Annotated in this window: 13 protein-coding genes, 2 pseudogenes and 1 riboswitch; of the genes and pseudogenes, 9 read left to right on the forward strand and 6 right to left on the reverse strand. The window is 31.2% G+C overall.

Annotated elements, in window-relative coordinates; genetic code table 11:
• The first annotated feature begins 61 nt into the window (after positions 1-61).
• On the forward strand, positions 62-853 hold the full coding sequence (locus tag U9R83_RS05605) for a histidinol-phosphatase HisJ family protein (protein WP_328575117.1): 792 nt from the start codon (positions 62-64) through the stop codon (positions 851-853).
• A 44-nt stretch (positions 854-897) separates the two neighbouring features.
• Here U9R83_RS05605 and U9R83_RS05610 read toward each other — a convergent pair whose 3' ends face one another.
• Entirely contained in the window at positions 898-1,023 is a 126-nt protein-coding gene (locus U9R83_RS05610; protein WP_102055986.1) for an anti-repressor SinI family protein, read from the reverse strand.
• A 19-nt stretch (positions 1,024-1,042) separates the two neighbouring features.
• Positions 1,043-1,135: riboswitch (cyclic di-GMP riboswitch) on the reverse strand.
• Between the two features lie 247 nt (positions 1,136-1,382).
• On the opposite strand from U9R83_RS05610, the pseudogene U9R83_RS05615 reads away from it, so the two are divergent.
• A pseudogene (locus tag U9R83_RS05615) lies at positions 1,383-3,064 on the forward strand (phospho-sugar mutase).
• A gap of 45 nt (positions 3,065-3,109) precedes the next feature.
• On the opposite strand, the gene U9R83_RS05620 reads toward U9R83_RS05615, so the two are convergent.
• The 3 genes from U9R83_RS05620 to U9R83_RS05630 form a co-directional block, all read right to left on the reverse strand.
• On the reverse strand, positions 3,110-3,562 hold the full coding sequence (locus U9R83_RS05620) for a VanZ family protein (RefSeq protein ID WP_328575118.1): 453 nt from the start codon (positions 3,560-3,562) through the stop codon (positions 3,110-3,112).
• 133 nt (positions 3,563-3,695) lie between these two features.
• Positions 3,696-3,824: a DNA-binding anti-repressor SinI gene (sinI, locus tag U9R83_RS05625; RefSeq protein ID WP_328575119.1), complete on the reverse strand. Its 129-nt coding sequence runs from the start codon at positions 3,822-3,824 to the stop codon at positions 3,696-3,698.
• A gap of 209 nt (positions 3,825-4,033) precedes the next feature.
• Positions 4,034-4,387 carry a helix-turn-helix domain-containing protein gene (locus U9R83_RS05630; protein ID WP_328575120.1) on the reverse strand — a complete coding sequence of 118 codons (354 nt, stop codon included), beginning with the start codon at positions 4,385-4,387 and terminating at the stop codon, positions 4,034-4,036.
• Between the two features lie 1,154 nt (positions 4,388-5,541).
• Between U9R83_RS05630 and U9R83_RS05635 the strand changes: the two genes are divergently transcribed.
• On the forward strand, positions 5,542-6,390 hold the full coding sequence (locus tag U9R83_RS05635) for an O-antigen ligase family protein (RefSeq protein ID WP_328575121.1): 849 nt from the start codon (positions 5,542-5,544) through the stop codon (positions 6,388-6,390).
• On the forward strand, positions 6,387-7,649 hold the full coding sequence (locus U9R83_RS05640; RefSeq protein WP_328575122.1) for a cellulase family glycosylhydrolase: 1,263 nt from the start codon (positions 6,387-6,389) through the stop codon (positions 7,647-7,649). Before U9R83_RS05635 ends, U9R83_RS05640 begins: the two co-directional genes overlap by 4 nt.
• Before the next feature lie 430 nt (positions 7,650-8,079).
• Here the strand turns inward: U9R83_RS05640 and U9R83_RS05645 are convergent.
• Positions 8,080-8,491 (reverse strand): annotated as a pseudogene (locus U9R83_RS05645) (transposase); the annotation flags it as partial.
• Between the two features lie 225 nt (positions 8,492-8,716).
• On the opposite strand from U9R83_RS05645, the gene U9R83_RS05650 reads away from it, so the two are divergent.
• Positions 8,717-9,991: a hypothetical protein gene (locus U9R83_RS05650; protein ID WP_328575123.1), complete on the forward strand. Its 1,275-nt coding sequence runs from the start codon at positions 8,717-8,719 to the stop codon at positions 9,989-9,991.
• Between the two features lie 58 nt (positions 9,992-10,049).
• On the opposite strand, the gene U9R83_RS05655 is transcribed toward U9R83_RS05650, so the two are convergent.
• Positions 10,050-11,090, reverse strand: a complete 1,041-nt coding sequence (locus U9R83_RS05655) for an acyltransferase family protein (RefSeq protein ID WP_328575124.1) — start codon at positions 11,088-11,090, stop codon at positions 10,050-10,052.
• A gap of 103 nt (positions 11,091-11,193) precedes the next feature.
• Here U9R83_RS05655 and U9R83_RS05660 point away from each other — a divergent pair, with 103 nt between their 5' ends.
• The 4 genes from U9R83_RS05660 (at position 11,194) to U9R83_RS05675 (ending at position 17,095) form a co-directional block, all read left to right on the forward strand.
• Positions 11,194-12,483 (forward strand): cellulase family glycosylhydrolase, encoded by a 1,290-nt coding sequence (locus U9R83_RS05660; RefSeq protein ID WP_328575125.1) that lies wholly within the window; start codon positions 11,194-11,196, stop codon positions 12,481-12,483.
• Positions 12,484-13,726: 1,243 nt separating this feature from the next.
• Positions 13,727-14,392, forward strand: coding sequence for a sugar transferase (locus U9R83_RS05665; RefSeq protein ID WP_442956756.1), 666 nt, complete (start codon positions 13,727-13,729; stop codon positions 14,390-14,392).
• Positions 14,393-14,430: 38 nt separating this feature from the next.
• The gene (locus tag U9R83_RS05670) at positions 14,431-15,681 is read left to right on the forward strand and encodes an oligosaccharide flippase family protein (RefSeq protein WP_328575127.1); all 1,251 of its coding nucleotides are present in this window, start codon (positions 14,431-14,433) and stop codon (positions 15,679-15,681) included.
• Positions 15,682-15,715: 34 nt separating this feature from the next.
• Entirely contained in the window at positions 15,716-17,095 is a 1,380-nt protein-coding gene (locus U9R83_RS05675) for a capsular polysaccharide export protein, LipB/KpsS family (protein WP_328575128.1), read from the forward strand.
• The last annotated feature ends 25 nt before the right edge of the window (positions 17,096-17,120 follow it).

Below are 17,120 nucleotides of genomic sequence, written 5' to 3' on the forward strand. Positions count from 1 at the left end.
AAGGGTCTCTATGTGCAGTAAGTGCAGGAGAGATGTATAATAAACCTAGAGGTGACTAATTATGTATCTAGTAGACTACCATCATCACACAAACAATTCATTTGACTCACAGGCAGTCATGAAAGAAGTGTGCGAACAAGCTGTAAAAAACGGCATAAACGAAATTTGTTTTACCGAACACTTTTCATTAAATCCATTAGCGCCAACGTACGGTCATATGGATTTTGATAAATATGAACGAGAACTAACGGAATGCAGAGATCAATTTCAAGGCCAGCTAGTAATTAAAAAAGGAATTGAAATTTGCGAGCCGCACTATTTAAAAGAGAAGTATCAAGAAACGATGATGCAAGAGAGTTTTGATTTTATTTTAGGGTCTGTTCACAACATTAATAACATCAAGCTTCGCAAACATTTAGAACTCAACGACAAAGAAGCGATTTACCGCGCTTATTTTAACGAAATGTATAAGCTAGTAAGCGACGCCGACATTGACGTATTGGCTCATTTAGATTTAATGAAGCGCTATGCGTTTGAGCAATACGGCATTTATGACTTTCATCAATTTAAAGATATCCTTGCGGATATTTTGAAAAAAGCAATTGATCGCAATATTGGAATTGAAATTAATACTTCAGGTATAAGAGGGAAGCTAGGCGAAGCGCTGCCAGCACTTGAAGTCGTTGGGTTGTACCGCGATTTAGGCGGAGAAATCTTAACGATTGGATCTGATTCACACTTTGCAGAAACTGTAGGGGCACATATGAAAGAAGCAGTTGAAATGGCGAAACAGTGCGGGTTTACGGACATTTATACGTTTGATCAGCGTCAGCCAAAAGGGGTAAAAATATAAGTAATAGTAAAAGCACGCTTCAATATAAAAGAAGCGTGCTTTTACTATTGGTTGTTCTTATTCGTTAATAAGAATTCTCGGACGTCTTCTATTTTTAATCCGAGTTCATGAGCGGCTTTTATTAGATCAATCCATTCCTGATCTACTGCTAATTTTTTATCTGTGTTCATCACTATTCATCCACCCTTGTCAGGGAACCCAGCCATCTTAGCATGTTGTAAACATTGCCTTAGACCTGAAGCTTTGCGTCACTGCTTTTCAGCAGCTTTGCCTTTATCTGAATAATTTTTTCTAATAACTATTATTATTTTAGTGGAAAACTAGCAGAAATGGTGTCGAAATAGGTCGAGTTTCTAAAAAAATATTTAATTTACATCTTTATAGGTTCTTTTTAAGGAATAGCAAAATGGTTGAATTGGAAAAGTAGTGTTTTTAACTAATTTACAAGCTGTTATTCACCCACAGTTCATAAATAGCATTCACAATAAAAGAAAGAAACATAGAACAAGGAGAGATAAATATGAGCTGAATGAATGCATACAAGGTATGGAGAGACTTTAGAGGCCTTCAGACAGAATTAAAAGAAGAGCGGCAGCAAATGACAAAATCGCAGCTGAAAGATGCTTTTTATACACACCTAGCATTTGGAACAGGAGGCATGAGAGGAGAGTGTCCTAACCGCATGAATATCTACACAGTCCGAAAAGTAACGGAAGGACTGGCGAGGTATATTGAAAAATAAGGAACCGTTGCAAAAAGAAGAGGTGTGGTAATATCTTATGATTCTCGTCATCAATCACAAGAATTTGCGCTAGAAGCAGCTAAAACACTTGATATACACGACATTCATATGTATTTGAAGAGTTGCGCCCGACACCTGAACTGTCTTTTACCGTACGCTACCTGCATGCGTATGCAGGCATTATGATTAGGGCAAGTTATAATCCCGCGAATTATAACGAATATAAGGTATATAGACAAGATGGTGCACAGCTTCCTCCAGCAGCCGCAGATGAGATTATGTCTTATATGAATGAAATCAAAAATGAGCTGTATATTCCTGTACAAGATGAACATGTCATGCTGAAACGAAACCTATTAAGCTATATTGGAGAAAATTTGGATTATGTATATGTGGATTATGTCAAAGGTCTCCAGCAGCAAGGAAATTCACTAGAAAAAGAAAAGCTGCAGGTTGTGTATACGCCGCTTCACGGCACGGGAAGCAAAGTTGTTCCTCAAGCTCTCCGCTCATTTGGGTTTACAAACATTATGATGGTCACAGAGCAATCATGACCTGATTCTGACTTTTTAACTGTAGCATCACCTAATCCTGAAGATCCGGAAGCTTTTCAAATGGCCATTCATTACGGAAAAAGAGAAGGAGCTGAGCTGCTCCTGGCAACGGACCCTGACGCCCCTCGTTTAGGAATAGCTGTAAAAGATTCTATAGGAGAGTATAGACTTCTAACTGGTAACCAAGTTGGTGCCTTGCTAATTGATTATCTACTAACACAAAAGCAGCAAAAAGGCGATCTCAAAAGTAACGGCGTTATATTAAAAACGATTGCTACGTCAGAATTAGGGAGAGCGATCGCCGAAGACTTTGGAATGAAAACCGTTGATACATTAACAGGGTTTAAATACATTGCAGAGAAAATTGAAGAATATAATAGAAACGAAACGTATATCTTTCAATTTGGGTATGAAGAAAGCTACGGCTATTTAATTGGAGACTTTGTAAGAGATAAAGCCGCTGCTTACTATGAATCAATTAAAAGCTCGCTTTACGAACGTTTGATGGTACTCTTTGAAACATATGACTATTACGAAGGAGCTCTTTCTTCTATAACCATAAAAGGACAAAAAGGTATCGAGCAAATTAACGATATCTTAACGGATTTACGAGATGATCCGCCTTTAGAGTTTGGAACCGTACCTGTTACAAAGAGAGAAGATTATCAAAGCAAAGAGCGCATATATACAGTAGAAGAGACGTATGAAACGATTGATTTAACAAAATCAAATGTACTGAAATACTATTTGCAAGATAGTTCATGGGTAGCTGTTCGTCCTTTGGGAACGTAGCCGGAAATTAAGTTTTATTTCGTAGTAGCAGGCAGGAGCATGACAGAAAGTAAAGGAAGAATAAAAGAGCTTCAGCAAGAGGTATTTAAGAGAGTAGGTGTAAATAAAAACATAAAAAAATGAACCCTGATTTAAAGGGCTCATTTTTTTATAATAGAAGAACTATATTCATTTCGCTTTTCTATGCTTTGTTTTATTTTTATATAGAAGAAACAAAAACAAAGCGCCTCCAAATGAATCAATTAGTACATCTACAATCCGGCCGTCTCGACCAATAATAAAAGCTTGGTGAACCTCATCCAAAAAAGCAAAGGAAGCAAGCAATAGTCCTGCTTTTACATAACGCCCAGGCTTTTCTTTTAAGTTCCAGTAAATTAAAACAGCTAATACACCAAAGAAGGAAATATGAGCAATTTTACGAAGGATAAATTCTAGATTAAATCCGTAGCTGTAGGAAGTGTAAAACTCACTGCCAGGTTTTAAAATAGACCAGAGCGTAGCATTATGGTCCCAAACAGAGGAGTTACTCCAGCTGCTTGGAGCTGTGACCTGTAAATGAGGTGTGTGGGAAAAATGGGTGATGCCAAGCATCATTAATATAACAGCGATTTTTTTTATCATGATGACATTTCCTTTATTTTACTTGATTGTATTAGCTTAAGAAAAAAAAGAGAAAAAAGCAAGAAATTTAAGAGCTGATAACAAATTTTTAAATAATCTAATATAAAACTAATATAAAAGAAACAAAATTCAGCTAATTTTGTTTACTTTCTTGAACAAAATTCTTTACCTCATCAATCGATAAACCCATCTCATAGGCCTCTTTCATGAGTAAAATCCACTCTTTCTCTAAATCTACTTTTTCTTTTAATTTGTCAGTCATGATTATTCCTCCCCAGACCTTAAGGAGTAAAGCTGTCGTGGTTGAAGAAGCTCTCGATACTAGCCTTACTTACTTTTATTAACAATTATACAAACAATCAATTTTACTTTGCAAATATTATGCAGAATATAGTTATAAAGGATTATTTATGTGTGAATAAGAGTAGGTGAAAAGAAGTTAATCAGAGTATTGTCACGCAGTGTTTTTACTTAATGCTCAGAATCCTTCACTGTCTGTAGATTTTTTTTGAAGGACAGGTACTGGTAGAATTCAATAAAATCCTCTTTTGTCATGCCCTGGCCTATAGCTTTGCTTAATAACTCCATCCATTCTTCCGTAATATAGGGATTAGCTTCAATATGTTCATTTGTTTCGTCAATTAAATAGTCAACACTTGTGCCCAAAGAAGCAGCAATTTTATGAAGCATTTGTAAGGAAGGGTTTGAGTTTGAACCTTTTTCAATTTGTGAAAGGTAGGATTTTGATATTTGTGCTTTCTCCGCTAGCCTAGTAATAGAATAACGTTTTTGCAATCTCATTTCTTTAATGCGATCACCAATCACGTGGAAACCTCTCCTTTATATGTAGTATCTGTTGTTCATTATAAAGGATTTTTGTGCGTTTTCAATACAATAAAATTAAAAAAATAACATTTAATGCAAAAAAATGTTCTTTATGAAGAACGGATTTTGTATTAAATGTTATTTTTTATTGATGGTTACTGTCGTATGTATTTGGGCTGTGAAACTCTTTTTTATAAAGAAAGACATACGCTGAATTGGCTTTAAATATTCTTGAAAGGAGATTTAATGATCTTTTTTTGATGCTTTCTATAGTTTGAACCATGTCTAGGATGTGTCACTATCCTTTATAGTTTCTATTATATACCTGATATACTTGGATTACTCCAAATGATTGAATGTCAACCTAATTATAGAAGTGTTTTACCCGGAAACCGGATGCTAACAGATGTTTTTGTATAATAAATTATTAATGTTCAAAGGAAATCTTTAATACGAGCTACAGAGAAAATAAATATTAATTGTGAGCTATTTAGATATCCTATTTCAAATGTAAAATTAGAGAAGCTGAAGTATAGAATTCTCAACTTGGATTAAATATAGTCAGAAACCTGAAATCTTGCATACAATGTGTGAGTTAAAGAAATATAGGTTACTAAGGTTTGAGTCAATTTTATAATTTTTGTTAATTATTTATGAAAAACCTATTGATGCTAGGTAGAAGGTAATATAAAGTAGGGGAATAAGAAAATAATTACGGGAGCGAATTTATGTTGGATTTAAGGATTAAAAAACCTAAGTTGTATTTACCTAGTATTAAACTCTTTAATTTTTATTTGTACACAGTTGTATTCTTTATTATCTTTTCAAGTGGAGCAATACTTGATCAAAAGTATTTCAACTTTTCTCAAATATTGTTGATTTTTCTATGCTCGGTGTTTCTGCTGAGGGTAATTAATAAGAAATACATTGCTTTAGCAGGAATGATTTTCCCTATTTATATTCTTGTGAATTATATTAATTATAGTCCAACTATAGTTAACTACTTATTATTTCTCATAAAATTATCGCTAATTTTTATTTTCGTGAGATATTGTATTCTAGAAAAGATAGATATATTGAAAATGTTAAATAATGTAGTTGTTGGAATATGCATTTACTCAGTTTTTACGTACGTATTTTTGGATGTTATGCATGTGATTTCTTCTTCGCATGTAGAAGTTATAAATAATAAGCCATACCAAATTTATTTGGGGTTACATTACCATTGGCAGGATCTAAACTGGTTTTCGTGGAGAGTGTCTAGAAATAATTCGATTTTCTGGGAACCAGGGGTATTCCAAATTTATATTAGTTATGCAATATTTTATCAATTATTTTTAGCTAAGAAAGCTAATAAAAAAATTATGGCATTATTGATTTTCAGTATGTTTACTACCTTTTCAACCACGGGGACAATGTTAACATTAGTGATTTTAGTTATCAAATTTGTCTCACTCAAATCCAAAGAATTGTTATCAATGTTAATAAAAGTTTATCTTTTTCCAGTTCTTTTAATTGGAGGTATATATGTAGGAACTTCAGTGTTTAATCAAAAAGCAAATAACGGATCTGCTTCATATGACCTACGAGCAGATGACTTAGGAGTAGGTCTGCAGCTTTTTTATGAGAAGCCACTTTTTGGCTGGGGTTTCTTGAATAACTCTGGGTTTGAAGCTCTAACAGGATTTTCTACCAATAGTAATGGTTTTGTATCCTTGCTTTTCCAACAAGGCGTTTTGGGATTTATAATTCTTTGTATACCAGTATTAATTATTTCAATAAAACTAATTGATATTAAAGGTTTTTTTGCTGCATTAGCATTTACCTTGTTTTATTTTGTATCAGCAGCAACAGAGCCTTTAATGTATGCAAATTTCTTTAATATATTTGTATCTATGGGAATTCTTTTATTCATTGAAAATAAATTTCCAATATCACATTCTAAAAATAGAGTGTCTAAACCGAACAGCATTAAGTTTAGAAATAAAGTAGCGTTAAAATGAAAAAAAAGTTACTTCTTTTTTCACTCAGTTTTTTATTAGGCATTTGTTTAATCGTTTCTCATTTTGTATTTGATAAGTCCTCTGATCCTAAAATCTCTCCAGAATATCAAAGTTTCACTGAGGGCATAGGAGTGAACATAGATTCTAGAACTTCAGAAGAAGATTTACAAAACATTGTAGATGCCGGATTTAAATGGGTGCGAGTGGATATGACTTGGGAGAATATAGAGAGTAAAAAAGAAAGTTATGATTTTGAGAAAAGCGGATATGATAAGTTGAATAAAAGTCTTAAAGAAAAAAGACTCAAGCCATATTATATCTTTGACTATTCAAATAAGTTATACGAAAGTAATCGTTCGATCATGACAAGTGATGGGCTTAAAGCTTATATGGAGTTTGTAGATGTTGTTACTAAGAGGTACAAAAATCAAAACGCAATATGGGAAATATGGAATGAGCCAAACATTGAGATGTTTTGGAATCCCCAACCTAGTTATAAACAATACAGTCTTTTAGTGAAAAAAGTAGCTCCTATTATTAAAAAGAATGATCCTAATAGTAGAGTAGTAGCTCCTGCACTTGCTGGAATTCATCAAGAATCTTTAAAGTGGTTACAACAATTTTTTAAACAAGGCACACTAAAATACATTGATGCTGTATCTGTTCATCCCTATAGATTTACTAATCCAGAGGATGCACTCAAAGATTATAAAGAATTAAAAATAATAATTAGGCAGTATACAAATAGAGATATTCCTATTATATCAGGCGAATGGGGCTATTCTATATTAAATACTCCAACGCAGCACTTAACGGAAATGCAACAAGCTGATTATGTCATAAGAATGTTTCTTGTTAATGCTGAAGAGGGCATTCCTATAAGTATCTTATATAATTGGAAAAATAATGGATTTGATCCAAATAACAAAGAACATAACTTTGGGGTATTGTGGTATAGCGGAAAACCTAAATTGTCCTATTTAGCTATTCAAACTTTTACAAGCAGGTTAGATGGATATAAATTTTCAAGGGCTATAAAATACGGTCGAGATGATACATACATATTAGAGTTTCAAAACTCGGACAAACAGAAGTTACTCTCTTTTTGGACAACCGGTACCAGTTATAGCTTTCTTTTTCCTTTAGATTCAGGAAAAGGAAAACTTTATTCTATGCTAGGCGGTATGCAGAATATAGAGTGGGATCGTAAAGTAGAATTGAATATTTCATCCAGTCCGAATTACTTAGTAATTGATTGAAGAAGAACAATTCTTTATAACTGTATACCTTATTTTAAATACAACTTATATAAAAATTACATTTTATTTCTTTTTCAAAAAAGATAGCTATCTTATGCTTTCTTAAAAAAAGAACGTTACTATATTTTTATGGATCTATCTTAAGTGTCTTATAGATGGATGTGGGATTAATAAGATGCTACTTTTTAATTGTTTAATTTTAATAAGTAAATGTTCAAATTTGAGAGGACTACATTAGTCCTCTTTTCATTTTGAGAGGAAGGGATTATTTTGCAGTTATTTATATGACTTTAAAACTAAACCACTAATAACCATTTTTTATTATGCATTAAAAGGGTTGAATAAGCAGGTGAGAAGTATGTATATAACAAAAAATCTTAACTCGCAAGATTTTTTGTTAGAGGATTTATAGGAGGAGTTTTAATTTAATCAGTAAGTTTATCATATTTGAAATGGTTTGAAATGTGTAGTGATGACCATACATACGCTCCATTAAATGAGTAATTTCAGCTTTCGCTACACCCTTTTGAAACATATGAATGAGAAACGATTCAAGCGTATTAGTGGCTCTTTTATAAGGAGCCACTGTCTGTTGCTTAAAGTCACCATTCCGATCGCGAGGAATAACAAGGTGAAGTTCTCCAAACTCTGTGTACGTACGAACCATTTTGTGAATTCCCCGTATTAAATCCAATACGATTATATTCTTCGTAGTCCAAAAAAGCTGTCAATTTGCTCGCTAAGATTTTATTAAGCGCAGTTTCTAAGTGAGAATGGAAAATTTCCGTCACATCTTCTTTTTGGACTAGAGATTGAACAAGATCTGTTGTAAACCAATTCAAAAAAAGACCCTCTTTCTTTGAATTGGTCGTGGTGACTTAATTCTACAAGAAAAGGTCTTCTTTTTTGTATTTATTTACACAAGATATTTTACGCTCTCTAAAAATATTGTTATTTTAATCATTTAGTAATAAATGTTCCAATTATAATTTAGAAATCATTTCAAAAAATACTTGAATGTGTATTTTTTAAAGTATAAAATAACACTAACTAGGAGGGAGGTTAAATTGGAAAATTTTACAGTAAATGAAAAAACATATTTTAAAGTAGATATATATTTTTACATATGGTCAATTTTTTTACCTATTACATCTTTTTTGCTCATACCATCCATTCAGGGGACAACTATAGGTTACTTAATGGCTTTTGCTAGTTTAGCATTAGTTCCTTTATTATTAAAATATAGAGCTCCTATGCGTAGCTATTTTTATACTTTCGTATTTATTTTAGCGATATATATATTTATTCTATTACTTAGTCAATTGTCATTATCATTATCTCCTAGAATTAATTTTGTTGGTGTATTACTTATAGATCCTAATGACAATACATATTTATTAAAATCTTCTATGTTTACGCAATCAATGTATATGGTAGCTGCATTTGCAACCTTTGCTTATGTACGTGTCCTATACAATGAAAATTGGAACAAATACATTTTAGCAGGAGCAACAGTTTTAGCGTTATATGGAATCTATGAAGTAACGTACTTCCTTATAACAGGATCTCAAGGAGATTTTATATCTAATAGAACTTTTGGAGACGGTACTGATGCTGGAAGTAGATTTCAGAAAATTGTTATAGGCGGATTAACTCTACAACGTTTAAAAAGCTTAACGGGTGAACCTTCGATGTATGCTTTTACAATAACCCCTTTCTTTATTTACGCTCTATATTTAAGAAAAAAAATTATTGCTACTATATTAGGAGTCTCACTGCTTTTATCAACGTCAACTACTTTTTTTATCGGGATAGTCATTTGTGTATTTTTAGGAGCTAAATATTTAATTAGAGCTATAAGAAAGAATACGTTAACTCTTGCTTTAGCCTTCTTTTTTCTGGGAGGTTTAATTTTTTACTTGAATGTTTTTAGTTCTGACAAACTTTATGATATTTTTAATACAATAGTCTTGCAGAAACTTAGCGGATTAGATGTGTCTGGAAGTACGAGGTCTGGATGGTTTCAAGTTCATATGGAATTTTATAAGAGCCTTCCGTTATTAAATCAAATTTTTGGAGTGGGATTTGGTTATATACGATCAACAGATTTATTTAGTACGCTCATGGTTAACACTGGAATATTTGGTACAGTGCTATTCAGTTTGATATTTATATATCCTATATTGAAATTGCACAATGATGCTCATTCAAAAACTTTAAAATTAATCTTAGTAATTATCTTTTTATCTATGATGATTGCAGTACCAGAGTATTCATACCTCTCTACATGGTTATTTTTAGGGATAGCATACAACCGAATATTAAGGATAAAAAACATATAAGAGAGCATATGTTGACAAAAAACAAGAGTCTATCATAGGCTCTTGTTTTTTAGAATTTTTATATGGTTTTTGATAAGTGCTTTCTTACATACTTCTTATTTGCTATATTATTTCCAATATTAACAAAAGGTTTTTCTATGTAGTAATATGTTATTACAGAAGACCCAGAAATCAACAATAGTGTAACTACTACTGTAAAATAATCATTAAATATATAAGGTACACTTGAGATGAAGACTGCTTGAGCTAAATACAGTGAAAAACTGATCTTACCTAAAAAGAGTAAAAAGCGAGGGTAGTTATAATTTCTAAAAATTAAAAATACAGTAAATATAAGTAAAGCCGAAATCCAAGCTGAAGTGGCTGGAACAAAGTTTCGAGCGCCATACTCACTAAGGTCATTTTTGCCAAACATGTTAACATAAGATATGATCGTGATACAAAAAATTGCATATAGACAAATTAGAAAAGTTGGCAACTTTTTAATTTGTCCACTATTAAATTTATAGAATACGGTACCTACGAACATCAGTGAAAAATATAATAAAAGACCGTAACCGTTTTGTAGAATTATCCCCCCACTTAAAGCTAATGTCAATGCTACAAAAGCTAAGGTGGTTGAATAACGTAATATATTCAACATATATAAAAGAGTTACTGAGATATAAAACAGCATTTCTAAACTAAGTGTCCAATGAGAATTAACCAATAAAGGAATTCCTAGTAATTTTTGAAGCATTGTTAATTGTAATAGCATATCTTGTACGGGTAATAATTGATGATGTTGGGCATAGGATCCTAATCCTATAAAGATCATTGCCAAAATTATACTGTAAATATAAAGTGGATACAATCTGAAAAAACGTTTTATCCAAAACGTTTTTAATGAAGTTTTCTTTTGCAGAGATACTGGGATAATAAAGCCACTTACTAAGAAGAACAATGTTACGCCGAACATACCAAACTGAAAATAATGGGTAGTAAAGTAAGAAAAAGAAGAAAAATATTTTTCTCCGATATGTTGAAATATTACCAAAAGAGCAGCTATACATCGCAATGCGTCTAAAAAATCTATTCTTTGTCGTTGTATTTTTTTCATTAGAAGCCTCCTTAATTTTAAAGATATTATACTTTACTATGAAAAAATTTACTATATTTCTAATAAAATTTATTTATATTAGAAAAAGGAAGGTGTTTGCTAGATGAATAAAAATTTATATACCATCAGCGTTATATCTATAAGTGTTATTTCTATATTTTTTATTGTATTTCATTATGTTTCTAAAGAGAGTAAGCAGTATCCATTAAAAAAAGAAAACATAATAAATTATCAAACAATACCTGAAGGTTTGGGAGTGAGTATTCATCCAGGATTAGAAAAAAAAGATATCAAATGGATAGCAAATGCAGGTTTTAAATGGGTTCGTATTGATTTACCATGGGAATACATAGAAACGGAAAAAGGAACATATGATTTGGAAAACACAGAATATGACGAACTAAATAAGTGGCTAAAAGATGAAGGGATGAAGCCTTACTATATACTTGATTATTCGAATAAACTTTATGAGCAAAATCGCTCTATTGTTACAAAAGAAGGCAGAGAAGCTTTTGGTAGGTATGTAAACTTTGTAACTAAAAGGTATAAGAATCAAGGGGCAATCTGGGAGATATGGAACGAGCCAAATACAGAAACATTTTGGAATCCTCAACCGAATTATGAAGAATATTCTTTATTAGTTAAGGATACTGTTCCTATAATTAAGAAAAACGATAAGAGTGGGTTTGTTGTGGCCCCAGCCTTAGCAGGAATAAACTCTCAATCTTTTTCTTGGTTAGAGAAAGTATTAAAGGAAGGAATGTTAAAAAATGAAATTGACGCAATTAGTGTACATCCGTACAGAAGTGGCCCCCCTGAAGAAAGTATTATAGATTATCAAAATTTAAAGAAGCTGATTAAGCATTATGCTAATAGAGATATTCCTATTATATCTGGGGAGTGGGGGTACTCAATGGCGAATACCACTGAAAAGCCATTATCTGAAATGGAACAGGCTAATTATCTAGTGAGAATGATTATGATTAATGCACAGCAACAAGTGCCTATAAGCATTTGGTATGATTGGAAAAATGATGGAGTTGATCCTGCAAACAAAGAACATAATTTTGGGGTAATGTGGAATAGTGGAAATCCTAAAGTCTCTTTTTTAAGTATTCAGGTACTTACCAAACAATTGAAGGGGTATAAGTTTTCTAAAAATATAAATTATCAATCTAATAAACAGGGAGATTATATATTAGAATTTGTAAACGATCGTAATAAAAAAATAATTGTCTTTTGGACTACAGGTCAAAGTCATAGTCTGAACTTTGTATTAAAAAAAGGAAAAGGTAAAATTATTTCTATGTTAGGAGCTACGAGAGAGATTAGTTGGAAGCAACATGCTCCTTTAAATTTTTCCAATAGCCCTAGCTACCTTGTAATTGATTAAGTCTTTTTTATTGTAAAAAGTCTCAGTTAAATTTCAGCGATTTAGTATTCATCAGATATAAATTTTTACATTCTATATTTGAAGTTTTTATAAAAAAATATAAAACTAAGCCGTACTAAAAGAATAACTAGTACGGCTTAGTTTTATTGAATAAAAAACTTAGTTGAGTGTTTTGCTATAAGCCTATTATAAATTATCAAGATAGAGGTAGTAAAACTTACCTTAACTACAGTTTTTAAAGCTGATAAAGGAATATAAGTCTAATTTTTTTGAAAAAAATGTAATTTTACATATCCAACGATTCAAAAAAATAAAAATATTTAAAAATACAAAAAAATGTAAACGCTATCAAAATATAATATTTTACTTAAAAAAAGCAAATAAATAATTCTCATTACCCAAGATAAATAATAAGATTATTGATAATATTTTCATATTAGGAAAATATTAAAATTTTATATTTTTTTTAAATAAAGTTTAATGAACCGTTCATATATATAAATACCGTATGAAAACGTTTAAAACATGACATTTGATATATTTCGACAAAATGAGACATTGAATATGAGGAAGGTGTATGCTAGTATTTTCTAGTATTAGTAACATTATTAGGTCTTTGGAACTTTTTATGAAGTTCTTTAAAATTAAAGATAAAGACCTAATAAAGAGTGAAGACAAGTGTGAGTGTATTGTTGCTAAGTTGTTTATAGGAAATGGTTTTAATAGTCTGGAAACTTTATTAAACAATTTTTCACCCCCCATCATTTTTTGTACTTTGCAGTTAAGAATTTAAGAATCTATATATTGCTTTATTTTTTTATTAAAACTATTAAAAATATTAAAACTATTAAAACTATATAAAAATAAAATTATTAACAGCTGTTTTTATAAATATATTTTAGTGAAATGTGTCTCAAATCCTGACAAATTCCTTTTTGTGTCGATAAATAAAGTTTATTATTTAGTTAAAATAACAGTGGTGATATCTCCTTACCATTATCAATGGGGGTACTCGGCTGTATTGTGGGTGATTAAGCACCTTAGACACTGAAGTTGTCAGTAGTACTGTGTGAGGATGGGTTAGATGCCCACGATTAATATCAATAGAATACACTTATAAACTATAGTTAATTAATTTCTTTAAAGGGATCTTAACTATAAATAACTATAAATAACTATGTCAAAAAATAAAGGTTTAAATTGAGGAAATTTAAGAAGGGAAGTGAAGATAAGTATGACTCAAATGGCTAAGAAAGAAGTTAACAAAGATTTTACTGGAATTCAAGTTTGTATAAATGATAAACCCATCTACCTTTTTGTGAAAAGAATTATTGATATAGTTGGTGCATTTGTAGGATTAATAGTTCTTTCAATGGTTTTTCTGATAGTTGCTCTTTTAATAAAGATTGAGGATCCTAAAGGGCCAATTTTTTTTTCGCAAAAGAGAACTGGTAAAAATGAGAAAGAATTCAATATGTATAAATTCCGTTCAATGGTAACAGACGCTGAATCAAGGCTGAAAGATTTACTTGAACAAAACGAAACAACTGGAGCTATGTTTAAAATGAAAAATGATCCTAGAGTCACAAAAGTAGGAAATTTTATTAGGAAAACGAGCATAGATGAGTTGCCTCAATTATGGAATGTCTTAAAAGGTGATATGAGTTTAGTCGGTCCTCGTCCGCCTTTACCTAGAGAAGTTTCAGAATATACTACATATGATAAACAACGATTATTAGTTCAACCAGGATGTACAGGACTATGGCAAGTAAGTGGAAGAAGTAATATAGGATTTGAAGATATGGTAAAATTAGATATCTATTATGCGCAAAATCGTAACATGTTATTTGATATGAAAATTATCCTTAAAACAATAGGTTTATTATTTGGATCAAAAGATGCTTATTAATAAACTATAGAAAAATCATTAATTGGAGTAGATTTTAATTGTTAAAACTTAGTAGTATTAATCTTCTTCTCAGAATTATTACTCTAGGCAGTAAGTTTCTGTTGATTATGGGTATGACAAGATTGTTAGCACCAGCGGAAGTAGGGGTTTATGGAGTATTATCCACTACTATCGGCTTATCAATTTATATAGTAGGAATGGATTTCTATGTTTTTAATACTAGGGAAATCTTAAGTAGCAAATCAGAAAATAAAGAATTCTTTATTCGAGATCAATTTCTATTTCATATTTTTAGCTATGTTATATTTTTACCGATATTAATTATCTTATTCATACTAAACATTATACCAGTGAAATATGCGTTTATATTTTATGTATTACTTGTGTTAGAACATCTATCTCAAGAATTCAATAGAGTGTTCATTACCCTGTCTAAACCGATTGTAGCAAATATTACTTTGTTTTTCCGAAGTGGAGCTTGGGCATATGCTGCTATGATTTTATTTTTTATATCAGATGAGACCCATAACCTTTGGACTGTTTTAATAGGTTGGGTAAGTGGGGTTTTGTTTAGTGTGTTATTAAGTATCTATTATCTAAAAGATTTAAATTGGCATATAGTTAAAAGTAAAAAGATCGATTGGAAATGGGTAAAAAGAGGGGTTGTCGTATCTTTCCCCTTATTTGTTGGAAATATTGCGTTAAAATTAGCGGAGTATCTTGATCGTTATTTTATTACATTCTATAAAGGTAAGGCGCTTGTAGGGGCCTATACTTTCTATGGAAGTTTGTCTAATTTACTCGTTATTTTTGCTCAAACAGGTGTCATTATGATCCTAGGACCTAAAGTCATTCGTAACTTCCAAAGTGGAGACTATAAAACATATAAAATTCAAATGAAAAAAATGACTAGCGGCGTAATAATTTCTACTATATTTATAAGTTTAGCTCTAGCTATAGGTATTATACCCATTACGAAATTAATAGGTAAGCCTATTTATGCAGAGCATTTAAGTGCATATTGGACATTGATAGGTGCTTATGCTTTTTCAGTACTGGCACTTTTGCCTCACCAAACCTTGTATGTAAGGTTTAAGGATAAAGCAATTATTGTTTCTAGTCTAATTTCTCTAGGTGTCTCACTTTTACTAAACATTTTGTTGGTTCCGAAGTTTGGTTTGATTGGTGGTGCTACTAGCACATTTGGTGCTTTTTTTATGTTGTTTATACTAAAGCTAATATTTGCTATTAAGTATAAAAACGCAAGAGAACCTATTGAAAAAAATTAAGTCAATATAATTAAATGTAACGAGGTAATTAAGAATGAATAAAAACTGCTTATTTGTTCATGCACATGAGCGAGATAAAGCAATCTTTTTTAGTAGCGTATCCAATTATCTCAGTACTCAGGGATACGAATCAATTCATTTAACTTTTAGTAGGTTAGAAGAAGCTGTATATACAGCTCATAATGTAAAAAAACCTTATTTTTTACCTAAAGTTTTAAAGACCTTTTCCTCTGAATTAAATGAAGATGATAAGAAAAATTATGATTTAGAAAAATTACTTTACTACACATTCGAATTTAATAAAATTAATCATTTTTCTTACAATAAGCAGGAATTGCTAATTAATGCGAAACGATATATAAACTTTTTAAATAAATTAAATTCGGACAAGAAGTTAGAACTTATTATTAGTTGGAACGATACTTTCATGTTTGACAGCATTTCTAAGCGATTCGCACAGGTTAACAATATTCCCGTATTAATTTTTGAAGCAGGAATATTTCGCCCATATACCATTACAGTAGATGGGAAAGGCGTAAATTATGGAAACTCTGTACCTCAGGAAATGTCAGCTTATAAGGATGTACAATTCCACATGAATGATTATCAGGAATTTTTATCTTCTATTAAAGACAAACAGCACATTTTTCAAAGTCAGACAAAAAATGTAGGGGATACTTATTTAAAAGAGCGGTTAGTTGATTATGTTAATAGAAACATCTTTAAACGTGAGCTGAAACTAGAAGTTATTTTTGAAAAACCTACTAACAAGATAAAAAGAGTAATCTCAAACAAGCGCAAAAATAACAAGAACAATATTCACACTAAGGACAGTGAATTGCCTAAAGATTACTTGTTCGTTCCCTTCCAAGTGCATGATGATTCTCAAATCATTATGAACTCTGATAGCATAAAAAACATGGAGCAATTGGTAGAAATTATTATTTTTCAACTGGATGAATACAATAGAAAGCATAATAAAGATTTGCACGTTGTTTTTAAAGAACACCCGGCAGACCAAGGTAGGGTTAATTATTCATCCCTGTATGACAAATTTAAAAACCATACCCATGTAAATTTTCTAACAAGTGGAAACACAAATGAGATATTGCAGAAAAGTAATCTAGTAGTAACTATTAATTCAACTGTAGGGATTGAAGCGTTACAAAGCTATAAACCGGTCATTACATTAGGAAATTCTTATTATGGTATAGATGGAATTGCTTATAAATGTAGTAACTATAAAAATCTATATGAAGTCTTTCACAAAGCTTTGACTCAAGATGTGGATAGAGAAGCAATAAATAAATTTTTATTTTATCTGAGGTTCAGTTACCAGATAGAAGGTGATTGGCGAAAAGGAATATTCAATGCTAAGGAGCTTCAAGATAAAATCAACGCAGTTTTGGCTTAAAAGCTACGAAGAAAAAATAACCATG

Source organism: Priestia sp. LL-8 (assembly GCF_036227845.1).
Taxonomy (GTDB): Bacteria; Bacillota; Bacilli; order Bacillales; family Bacillaceae_H; genus Priestia; species Priestia zanthoxyli.